Consider the following 10,184-nt stretch of genomic DNA (forward strand, 5'->3'; position numbering starts at 1 on the left):
GTGGCGCGAGTGACGGGACTTGAACCCGCGGCCTCCGGCGTGACAGGCCGGCGCTCTAACCAACTGAGCTACACCCGCGCAGAGCGACTTGTTTCAAAACACCACGCCGTCACAGAGCCAAAGGCTTGAACCGCTTAGTGTTTTTAACTGGAACCGTTGAAGGCCCCCGTCGTTCGGTGGGCGGTTTGTAGTCGCCCCGGCCGCCGCCTGTCAATCACCAAATTGCAAAAAATTCACTGGAGCTGACGCCTGCGGCATCGTGGTGCCCCGCCCGCCCGCTCAGGGCAGACGGTGGGCATCGCGGCGCAGGACCTCCAGCCGGTCGAACGCCTGCAGCATGCCCGCCGACAGTTCGCGGTGGTCGACCGCATCCGGTCCGCCGAAGCGGGTCAGCGTCTCTTCCAGCGCGCGGGCCAGATGCTCGGCGACGTCGAGATGCTTCTGTTCCAGGGCCAGCTCCAGCGCGGCAAGGATGCGGTCGCCGAGCCGCCGTTCATTCAAGGTCATGCGTTTCCCCACCCATTTCCGGCAACGGGCGGCAGGGCGCCGTCCCGTTTACGTTTCCGGCCGAGAATAGCAGCTTCGCCATTCGTGCGCGGTGGGATTCGCAACGCTGCGACATTTCGGAGGCAGCCCTTCCGGAACCGCCCTACCCCGTGCGATAGTCCGGCCATGACGTTCCGCGACTCGCCCCTCTTCCGTCTCGTCGCCGTTCTTCCGGCTGTCGCCGTTTTCTCGGCGGGAGGCTCCGCCATGGCGGCTGCCAACGTGTCGGCCGCCCAGGCCGAAGCGAAGGAGATCGCCAAGTCGATGGGCAACTGCACGCCGGCAAAGGTCGAGGTGCTGCGCTACACCGTCGGGCGGGAGGGGTCGACGACCTTCAAGGTCGGCTGCACCGAGGAGAAGGATGCCTTCGTCGTCGTGGAATGCCGATCGCGCATCTGCACCCTGCTTCGCTGAGGCATTCCCCTTCCCTGAATTCACCGCTCGTTAACCGGAGCCAAGCGCAATGTGCAGGACCGGGTGTGCCACGCCTGGCGAGAGGAGTTGCAGGATGGGCGCACATATGGAAGCGGGGCAGAAGGGTTCCAGACGCGTCTGCTTCGTCCTGTCGCTGGCGATTTCGGCGTGGGCGCTGGCCGGCTGCACCTCCCCGCTCGGGCTGGCGGCGGCGGGCGCGGATGTCGTGACGCTGAATGCGACCAAGAAGACCATCGGCGACCATATCGTGTCGGCGGCCACCGGGCGCGATTGCTCGATCCTCAGCTTCGAGAAGGACGGCGATTATTGCCCCGACAAGGTCGAGGTCGACCGGTCCCGGCTCTATTGCTACCGCACGCTGGCCGACGTCGAATGCCACCACATTCCGGATCCCTACCGCAACGGCAACACCGCGCTGGCCAGTCCGCCGCCGGACGTCCGGACGCTGCCGCGCAAGCGGGGCTGGTTCGACGACGCCACGCCATATACGGCCAACAACGGGTCGTAGGGCGTCAACGCACCTTCTTGGCGACGAAAGCCTTGGCGATCGCCATCATCGCCTTTTCATGATTCGGCCCGCCGGCCGGCGCGTTGTGAATGGTGGCGCCCTTCCCCGCAGGTGTGGACTTGCCGGCAGGCGTTGCGCGCTGCGGAGCCGGCTGTTCGTCCGGCTCGCGGCCCAGTTGGTTCAGCAGATTCTCAAGAGCATCGCGGCTGAGGCCGGAGGCCGACGGACGCCCGCCCCCCGCCCCGCCGGCGGCGGCCGGACGCGCGTCCGGCCTGCTGCTGGCCGGACGGCCGGCGCGTTCGATGGCGGCGGCGGCGATGGCCTTCAGGAAGGGCTGGGCGATGCCGCGCAGCAGGTCGGGATCCTCGACGGCCCAGGCCATCAGGATCTTCTGCGCATTCATCCGGCTGCCCTTGGCCGCCAGGATCGCTTCACGCACCTTGCCGTCGACGTAGGAATTGCTCATCGGGAATCGCCCACCGGGATGTGTCCGCCGGCTTTGCAAATATCGGCGGGACTGTTCAGGACTGTTGGGCCAACTCGGTTAACAAACGGTTGCGGGCTCCTTCCGGCCCGCGGGATGAGACGGAAGAAGCGGTTGCTCCATTTCGAGGAGGCGCGGATAGTGGCGGAATGCTGATCGAAACCTTCGCCGACCTGATCTGCCCCTGGTGCTACATCGGCAAGCGCCGGCTCGACCGGGCGCTGATGCAGCGGCCGAACCTGCGGCCGGAAATCCGCTGGCAGCCGTTCCAGCTGAACCCGGACATGCCGCGCGGCGGGATGTCGCGCGACGACTATCTCGCCGCCAAGTTCGGCGGGGCGGAGCGGGCGCGGCAGATTCACCGGGTGGTGGAGGATACGGCGGCGCGCGACGGATTGCCGCTGGCGCTCGACCGCATCCAGCGCACGCCCAACAGTTTCGACGCGCACCGTCTGGTCCGCATCGCCGGCCGGCTGGGGCTGGGCAATGCCATGGCCGACGCGCTGTTCGCCGCCTATTTCGTCGACGGTGTGGACATCGGCGACCCGGACGCGCTGGCCAGCGTCGCCGCCGGACTGGGGATGGACTTCGTCGAGACACGGCATCAGCTGTCCACAGATGCCGAATCGGCGTCGGTCCTTGCCGCCGATACGCTGGCCCGCCAGATGGGGCTGCAGGCGGTGCCCTGCTATATCTTCAATCGCCGTTACGCGCTCTCCGGCGCGCAGGAGCCCGCGAGTTTCCTGCCGCTGCTCGACCTCGGCAGCGAGGAGCCGGAGAACCTGTCGGTCGTCTCATGCTGACCCCGGCCCCAAAATGAAGAAGGGCGGCCTGAAGGCCGCCCTCTCCCGTTTTGGCGTGTCAGGCCGACGTGCTGCTGTCCTTGGCGTAGCCCAGGGTCTTCAGCGCGTCGGCAATCTCCGGCAGGATGCCCGGATCGTCGATGGTCGCCGGCATCTTGTAATCCTGGCTGTCGGCGATCTTCTGCATGGTGCCGCGCAGGATCTTGCCGGAGCGGGTCTTCGGCAGACGATCGACCACCAGGGCGCGCTTGAAGTCGGCGACCGGGCCGATCTGCTCGCGCACCAGCTGGACCACCTCTTTGACGATCTCCTCGTGCGGGCGGGTGACGCCGGCCTTCAGGCAGACGAAGCCCAGCGGCACCTGTCCCTTCAGGTCGTCGGCCACGCCGATCACCGCGCATTCGGCGACGTCCTTGTGGCTCGACAGCACCTCTTCCATGGCGCCGGTGGACAGGCGGTGGCCGGCGACGTTGATGATGTCGTCGGTGCGGGCCATGACATAGACATAGCCGTCATCGTCGACGAAGCCGGCGTCGCCGGTCTGGTAATAGCCGGGATAGTCGGCGAGATAGGACTTTTTGAATCGCTCGTCGGCGTTCCACAGCGTCGGCAGCGTGCCCGGAGGCAGCGGCAGCTTGACGCAGATGGCGCCGATGTCGCCGCGCGGAACCTCCTTCAGCTCGGCGTTCAGCACCCGCACGTCCCAGCCCGGCATCGGGCGGGTGGCGGAGCCGTACTTGATCGGGAACAGGTGGACGCCCAGCGGGTTGCCGGAGATCGCCCAGCCGGTTTCGGTCTGCCACCAGTGGTCGATCACCGGGACGTTCAGATTGTCCTCGGCCCAATGCAGCGTGTCGGGGTCCGAGCGCTCGCCGGCCAGGAACAGGGCGCGGAAGTGCGACAGGTCGTACTTCTTCAGGTAATTGGCGTCCGGATCCTCGCGCTTGATGGCGCGGAAGGCGGTGGGGGCGGTGAACAGCGTGCCGACCTTGTGCTGCTCGATCACGCGCCAGAAGGTGCCCGGATCGGGGGTGCCGACCGGCTTGCCTTCGAACACCACGGTGGTGCAGCCGGTCAGCAGCGGCGCATAGACGATGTAGGAATGGCCGACGACCCAACCCACGTCCGACGCCGCCCAATACACCTCGCCCGGCTTGACGTTGTAGATGTTGGTCATGGTCCAGCGCAGGGCCACCGCATGGCCGCCATTGTCGCGAACCACGCCCTTGGGCTGGCCGGTCGTGCCGGAGGTGTAGAGAATATAGAGCGGATCGGTCGCCTTCACGGCCACGCACTCCGCCGGCTCGGCCTTCGCCACCGCCTCGGCCCAGTCGACGTCGCGGCCTTCGATCAGGGAGGCGGTTTCCTGCGGGCGCTGCCAGACGATGACGCTGGCCGGCTTGTGGGCCGACTGCTCGATGGCGGCGTCCAGCATCGGCTTGTACTTGACGACGCGGTTCGGCTCGATGCCGCAGGAGGCCGAAACGATGGCCTTCGGCTTAGCGTCGTCGATGCGGGTCGCCAGCTCGTGCGGGGCGAAGCCGCCGAACACCACCGAATGCACCGCGCCCAGACGGGCGCAGGCCAGCATGGCGACCAGCGACTGCGGGATCATCGGCATGTAGAGGAGGACGCGGTCGCCCTTCTCCACGCCCTGGGCGCGCAGCGCGCCGGCGAAGCGGGCGACCTGATCCTGCAGTTCGGCATAGGTGATGGTCTGCACGGTCTGGGTGACCGGGCTGTCATAGATGATCGCCGCCTGGGCGCCACGCCCGCCTTCCACATGGCGGTCCACCGCGTTGTAGCAGGTGTTCAGCTCCCCGCCGGTGAACCAGCGGTAGAAGGGCGCGTTGCTGTCGTCCAGCACCTTGTCCCATGGCTTGTACCAGGAGATGTCCTTCGCCGCGTCCCCCCAGAACCCGGCCGGGTCCGACAAGGAGCGGGCATGCATCTGGTCGAAAAGCTCGGCAGTGGTGGTGCTGGCGATCGCGCTCATGGCAGGGCGTCCCTCGTTCTATTTTGGTACTATTCGGTGCGCATTTCCTCTCGGCCGCGAAACGATCCGTTACGCAGCCTCCACAATCTGCGACAAAAGCATAAGTGCAGGCAAATGTCAGAAGGTCGGGGGTGCGGCGAGCTGTCGCATTCCCCATTCGTGAAACGGTGTTCCGGGAATTGGAATAGCCCCGCTGTTTCAGAAGGAAACGCACACCGGCCGGATGGCCAGCCCGACCGACTGCTGGTGGAAACGGTCCTTGTACAGATCTACGATTTCGTGGATCAGCCGCAGCGTCGCCGGGTCGCCATCGGCCAGCAGAGTGAGGATTTTGCTGGGTTCCCGCACCAGATGGCCGGTCTGGATGTCGCGCCAGTGGCCGGAGGCGTCGACGACGGTCAGCCCGTTGGGAAAGCGCGGCGTCACCTCCCGGTCCAGGAAGTCGGTCCATTCGCGATCGCTGACGCCAAGCTCGTTGCCGATGTTGCGCCCAAAGAACAATTGCGCCTCGATCATCGCGCCGGCCGCATAGGCCTCGCACACCGTTGGTGACACCGCCGGCGACAGCGCCGGCGCCGGCGCCGGCGACAGCTGGGCCGCGGCGGGACCGGTCAGCAGAAGGAGCGAAAGGACGGCGGACGACAGGCTGGGGCCATGGCGCAGGCCGGGGCGGTTGAAGAGACGCATGGGCGATTCTCCGATCGGGCGGGAGAGGAAGCGTCGGCGGCGCGATCAGCGACGCTCTGGTCAGGACGCCCCTGGACCGTTATGCATGGATCATGGCCGTCGATCCACCCATCACCGGAATTCGCCCGATCCTGACCGTCGTTCACGGCAACGGCGAGCGCCTGATCGTGGCCCGTCTCACCAACCTGGGCGGCGGCAGCCAGTCCAACCGCTTCGTCCTGCGCCGCGCCGATTTCCGCGCGCCGTGGGAGCAGCCGGACAAGGGCTATTTCGGCTATGCCGAGGTCGCCCGCGCCCTGGACGCCAACGGCTGGCGCGGCTGCATCATCGAGGCGATGGCGACCACCGACCTGGAGGAACGCCGAGCCCGCCAGCTCGCGCGCAAGAAGCTGCACCTGCAATGCGTGGAAGCGGCGATCCGGCGGGCGCAGGAGGGGGATTGAGCGCCAGCGGCATCAAGCCCCCGCTTGCCCCATCAGCAGGCCCGCTGCGATCGCCCACATCACCAGGGCAATGACGCCGTCCATCACCCGCCAAGCGGTGGGCCGGGCGAACAGCGGGCGCAGCAGCCGGGCGCCATAGCCGAGCGCGAAGAAGAACAGGAAGGACGCCGTCATCGCTCCCAACGCGAAGGCGCCCCTTGCCTCGGCGAAGCGGGCGGAGACGGAGCCGACCAGCACCACCGTGTCCAGGTAGACATGCGGGTTCAGCCAGGTCAGCGCCAGACAGGTCAACAGCGCCGGCAAAAGCCCGCCCGCCTCGCGATCGGCCGGGTTCAGCCCACTGCCGCCGGCCCAAGCCGACCGGGCGCTCCGCAATCCATAGACCAGCAGGAAGGCGGCGCCGGCATAGCGCATCAGCGGCTCCAGCCAGGGCCAGCGCGCCGCGACGGTGGCGAACCCGCTCACCCCGGCCAGGATCAGGACGGCGTCCGACAAGGCGCAGGTGGCGCAGATCGCCAGCACATGCTCGTTGCGCAGGCCCTGACGCAGCACGAAGGCATTCTGCGCCCCGATGGCGACGATCAGGCTGAAGCCGAGGAACAGGCCCGGCAGGAAGGCCGGCAGCAATGCGGCGGGGAAAAGATCGGTCATCGCGGTGGTTCCGGAGTCGGGGGATGTCATTCCGCTACCACCGGAGCGGCCTTTCCCGTACTTAATCCTTCTTGCCCTGATTAAGCAGAGCTAATCCATGCTGGACTATCCGCTGCTGATGGCTCTGGCCGCCGTGATCCGCACCGGCAGCTTCGAGCGCGCCGCCCGGCAGCTGCATGTCACCCCGTCGGCGGTGTCGCAGCGGGTGAAGCTGCTGGAGGAGCGGCTGGGCACCGTTCTTGTGGTCCGCGGCCAGCCCTGCACCGGCACCGCCGCCGGCCAGCGCCTGTGCCAGCATGTGGAGCAGGTGGCGCTGCTGGAAAGCGAACTGCGCGGCACCTTGCCCGGCCTGAGCCCGGCGGACGGGCCGGTCACCTTGCGGATCGCGGTGAATGCCGACAGTCTCGCCACATGGTTCGTCGCGGCGATGGCCGAGCTGCCAGGCTGCCTGTTCGATCTGGTGCTGGACGACCAGGACCACAGCGCTGAATGGCTGCGCAAGGGCGAGGTGCTGGCCGCCGTCACCGCCAGCGCGGCACCGGTTCCCGGCTGCAACAGCCATCCGCTTGGCGCAATCCGCTACCGCGCCACCGCCAGCCCGGATTACCTGCGCCGCCATTTCGCCGATGGGGTGACGGCGGAGGCCTTGGCGAACGCGCCTTGCCTGACCTTCAACCGCAAGGATCAGTTGCAGGCGCAGTGGCTGCGCATGGTGCTGAGCGACCGCGATCCGACACAGGCGCCCACTCCGCCGACTCACTGGCTGCCCTCCACCCATGCCTTCGTCGACGGGGCGCTGGCCGGGCTGGGATGGGGAATGAACCCCGACCCGCTGGTTGCCGACCATCTGGCAACGGGCCGTCTGGTGGAGTTGGTGCCCGGCCGGCCGCTGGACGTGCCGCTCCATTGGCAGCAGAGCCGGATCGCCCGAACCGCGCTGGCCGACCTGTCGCGCGCGGTCCTGCGCGCCGGACGGCGAGCCCTCCATCCCACCGGCGAAGAGGCAGGAAGCCCGCCCGCCCGATGAAGGCTTTGCCCGCGCCGAGTGCGCGCTTATATGGATTCAACCAATCTCTGGAGGGACTCGATGACCAGCAGCGCCGCCATGGCCGCAAACGACACCCCCGATCTGGGTGCGCTTCCCACCTGGGACCTGAGCGACCTCTATCCCGGCACCGAGTCTCCGGAGCTGAAGGCCGACCTCGACCGGATGGAGGGGGAGTGCAAGGCCTTCCGCGAGCGCTATGCCGGCAAGCTGGCGGCGCTGAACGGCGACGATCTGGCAGCGGCGATCCGCAGCTATGAGGACATCGACGAGACGCTGTCACGCGTCATGTCCTATGCCGGGCTGGTCTACAACGGCAACATGATCGACCCGACCATCGCCAAATTCTATCAGTCGGCGCAGGAGCGGGTGAACGACATCTCCGCCCACCTGATCTTCTTCACGTTGGAGATCAACCGGCTGGACGAAAAGGATCTGGCGGCGAAGCAGAAGGCGTCGGCGGCGCTGCGCCATTACGAGCCGTGGCTGCGCGACGTCCGCCTCTACCGCGACCACCAGCTGTCCGACGAGATCGAGCGGCTGCTCCATGAAAAGCACGTGGTCGGCCGCGCCGCCTGGAACCGCCTGTTCGACGAGACCATCGCCAGCCTGCGCTTCCCCATGGGCGGGAAGGATCTGACCTGTGCGGAGGCGCTGAACCGCCTGTCCGACCGCAATCCCGCAATCCGCCGCGAGGCCGGCGAGGTGGTTGGCAAGGTGCTGGGCGAGAATGCGCGGCTGTTCTCGCTGATCACCAACACGCTGGCCAAGGACAAGGAGATCGAGGACGACTGGCGCAACTACCCGACGCCGACCTCCGCCCGCAACCTGTCCAACCGGGTCGAGGACGAGGTCGTCGACGCGCTGGTCTCCGCCGTCAAGAGCGCCTATCCGGAGCTGTCGCACCGCTATTACGCGATGAAGGCGAAGTGGTTCGGCCAGGACCACCTGGATTACTGGGACCGCAACGCTCCCCTGCCGGAGGATGCCGACCGCAGCATTCCCTGGCACGAGGCACGCGACATCGTGCTGGGCGCCTATGGCCGCTTCTCCCCCGACCTCGCCAGTCTGGGCAAGCGCTTCTTCGACAACCCTTGGATCGACGCGCCGGTCCGCCCCGGCAAGGCGCCGGGCGCCTTCGCCCACCCGACCGTGCCCAGCGTCCACCCCTATCTGCTGGTCAATTACCAGGGCAAGACGCGCGACGTGATGACGCTGGCCCATGAGCTGGGGCATGGCGTCCACCAGATCCTGGCCGGCAAGCAGGGTCACTTCCTGTCCGACACCCCGCTGACCCTGGCGGAAACCGCGTCGGTGTTCGGCGAGATGCTGACCTTCCGCGCCCTGCTGGCGGCGGAGACCGACCCCAAGCGCCGCCGCATCATGCTGGCCGGCAAGGTCGAGGACATGCTGAACACCGTGGTCCGCCAGATCGCCTTCTTCGATTTCGAACGCCGTGTCCACACCGAACGGCGCGAGGGCGAACTGACCTCGGACCGCATCGGTGAAATCTGGATGGCGGTGCAGATCGAAAGCCTGGGTCCGGCGTTGCGCTTCGACGAGGGATACCGGCATTACTGGTCCTACATCCCCCACTTCATCCACTCGCCTTTCTATGTCTACGCCTATGCCTTCGGCGACTGCCTGGTGAACTCGCTCTACGCGGTCTATCAGGATGCCGAACAGGGCTTCGCCGAGAAGTATCTGGCGATGCTGTCGGCCGGCGGCACGCTGCGCCACAAGGAGCTGCTGGCTCCCTTCGGCCTCGACGCCTCCGACCCCGCCTTCTGGCAGAAGGGGCTGGGCGTGATTCGCGGCTTCATCGACGAGCTGGTGGCCGGCGAGGCGCAGGGCTGACAGTTTGGTGTCTTGACCGCCGTCAAGAGACCATGGCCGGCGTGCGGGTATGGTGGCCTTCGGAGCGTCGTCTCCGAAGGCCATCTTTTTTGGAAGCGAACATCATGCTTGCGACCACCACGCCCGCCGCCCCATCCGCTGACGTCCCCCTCCTTGGCTACGAGACCATGGATCGCGACCACGCCGATTCCCTGGCGCTTTGGCAAGCCGCCCTCGACGCCCCGGCCGGCGAACTCCGGGCGCCCTTCGCTGCTTTCGCCAAGCATCTGCGCGAACATTTCGCCCGCGAGAACGCGCTGATGACCCAGCACGGCTTTTTCGCCCTGCATTGCCACAAGGACGAGCACACCCGCGTCCTGAAGGTGGTCGCGACCATGGAAGCCGAACTGGAAGAGGGTAACGAGGCCCGCGCGCGCCTGTATGTGACCGAGCATTTCCCCGACTGGTTCCACACCCATCTGGCGACGATGGATCGGGTGACCGCGGATTTCCTGGCGCAGGCGGAGGGGTGAAGGTTCGGCGCCAGTCCCCTCTCCCACCGAAGGTGGGGGAGGGTTAGGGAGGGGGCATCACACGAGATGCCACCACCACTCCCGACAAACCCCGGAATGGCAAGGGGCCGGAACCTGCTCGGTTCCAGCCCCTTATGGATGGTGGGCGCACAAGGACTCGAACCTTGGACCCGCTGATTAAGAGTCAGCTGCTCTACCAACTGAGCTATGCGCCCAT

The 10,184-nt window shown here is 67.0% G+C and carries 12 protein-coding genes and 2 tRNA genes; 7 read left to right on the forward strand and 7 right to left on the reverse strand.

Going from position 1 to position 10,184, the window contains the following annotated elements; genetic code table 11:
• Nucleotide 1: 1 nt before the first annotated feature.
• Together TSO5_RS00575 and TSO5_RS00580 are read right to left on the reverse strand one after the other, a co-directional pair.
• Nucleotides 2–78, reverse strand: a tRNA-Asp gene (locus tag TSO5_RS00575).
• 201 nt (nt 79–279) lie between these two features.
• Nucleotides 280–507 carry a hypothetical protein gene (locus TSO5_RS00580; protein ID WP_109149792.1) on the reverse strand — a complete coding sequence of 76 codons (228 nt, stop codon included), beginning with the start codon at nt 505–507 and terminating at the stop codon, nt 280–282.
• A 246-nt stretch (nt 508–753) separates the two neighbouring features.
• Here TSO5_RS00580 and TSO5_RS00585 point away from each other — a divergent pair, with 246 nt between their 5' ends.
• Both TSO5_RS00585 and TSO5_RS00590 read left to right on the forward strand, forming a co-directional pair.
• Nucleotides 754–960, forward strand: a complete 207-nt coding sequence (locus tag TSO5_RS00585) for a hypothetical protein (RefSeq protein WP_109149801.1) — start codon at nt 754–756, stop codon at nt 958–960.
• A gap of 94 nt (nt 961–1,054) precedes the next feature.
• Nucleotides 1,055–1,489, forward strand: a complete 435-nt coding sequence (locus TSO5_RS00590; RefSeq protein WP_247870511.1) for a hypothetical protein — start codon at nt 1,055–1,057, stop codon at nt 1,487–1,489.
• Between the two features lie 4 nt (nt 1,490–1,493).
• Here the strand turns inward: TSO5_RS00590 and TSO5_RS00595 are convergent, their stop codons facing one another.
• A complete protein-coding gene (locus tag TSO5_RS00595) occupies nt 1,494–1,955 on the reverse strand; it encodes a hypothetical protein (protein ID WP_109149794.1) in 462 nt (153 codons plus the stop codon).
• Between the two features lie 167 nt (nt 1,956–2,122).
• On the opposite strand from TSO5_RS00595, the gene TSO5_RS00600 reads away from it, so the two are divergent.
• Nucleotides 2,123–2,776: a DsbA family oxidoreductase gene (locus TSO5_RS00600; protein WP_109149795.1), complete on the forward strand. Its 654-nt coding sequence runs from the start codon at nt 2,123–2,125 to the stop codon at nt 2,774–2,776.
• A 58-nt stretch (nt 2,777–2,834) separates the two neighbouring features.
• On the opposite strand, the gene TSO5_RS00605 is transcribed toward TSO5_RS00600, so the two are convergent.
• The gene (locus tag TSO5_RS00605; protein ID WP_109149796.1) at nt 2,835–4,772 is read right to left on the reverse strand and encodes a propionyl-CoA synthetase; all 1,938 of its coding nucleotides are present in this window, start codon (nt 4,770–4,772) and stop codon (nt 2,835–2,837) included.
• A 198-nt stretch (nt 4,773–4,970) separates the two neighbouring features.
• The gene (locus TSO5_RS00610; protein WP_109149797.1) at nt 4,971–5,459 is read right to left on the reverse strand and encodes a DUF3574 domain-containing protein; all 489 of its coding nucleotides are present in this window, start codon (nt 5,457–5,459) and stop codon (nt 4,971–4,973) included.
• A 92-nt stretch (nt 5,460–5,551) separates the two neighbouring features.
• On the opposite strand from TSO5_RS00610, the gene TSO5_RS00615 reads away from it, so the two are divergent.
• Nucleotides 5,552–5,902: a hypothetical protein gene (locus TSO5_RS00615; RefSeq protein ID WP_085089957.1), complete on the forward strand. Its 351-nt coding sequence runs from the start codon at nt 5,552–5,554 to the stop codon at nt 5,900–5,902.
• A 12-nt stretch (nt 5,903–5,914) separates the two neighbouring features.
• Here the strand turns inward: TSO5_RS00615 and TSO5_RS00620 are convergent, their stop codons facing one another.
• On the reverse strand, nt 5,915–6,553 hold the full coding sequence (locus tag TSO5_RS00620) for a LysE/ArgO family amino acid transporter (RefSeq protein ID WP_109149798.1): 639 nt from the start codon (nt 6,551–6,553) through the stop codon (nt 5,915–5,917).
• Between the two features lie 97 nt (nt 6,554–6,650).
• Here TSO5_RS00620 and TSO5_RS00625 point away from each other — a divergent pair, with 97 nt between their 5' ends.
• From TSO5_RS00625 to TSO5_RS00635, 3 genes are all read left to right on the forward strand, one after another.
• Nucleotides 6,651–7,580: a LysR family transcriptional regulator ArgP gene (locus tag TSO5_RS00625; protein ID WP_109149799.1), complete on the forward strand. Its 930-nt coding sequence runs from the start codon at nt 6,651–6,653 to the stop codon at nt 7,578–7,580.
• 60 nt (nt 7,581–7,640) lie between these two features.
• Complete coding sequence (locus tag TSO5_RS00630; protein WP_109149800.1) at nt 7,641–9,455, forward strand: M3 family oligoendopeptidase; 1,815 nt, start codon at nt 7,641–7,643, stop codon at nt 9,453–9,455.
• A 104-nt stretch (nt 9,456–9,559) separates the two neighbouring features.
• Complete coding sequence (locus tag TSO5_RS00635; protein WP_109149802.1) at nt 9,560–9,967, forward strand: hemerythrin family protein; 408 nt, start codon at nt 9,560–9,562, stop codon at nt 9,965–9,967.
• 139 nt (nt 9,968–10,106) lie between these two features.
• Here TSO5_RS00635 and TSO5_RS00640 read toward each other — a convergent pair.
• Nucleotides 10,107–10,182, reverse strand: a tRNA-Lys gene (locus TSO5_RS00640).
• Nucleotides 10,183–10,184 lie beyond the last annotated feature (2 nt).

The organism is Azospirillum sp. TSO5 (genome assembly GCF_003116065.1).
Taxonomy (GTDB): Bacteria; Pseudomonadota; Alphaproteobacteria; order Azospirillales; family Azospirillaceae; genus Azospirillum.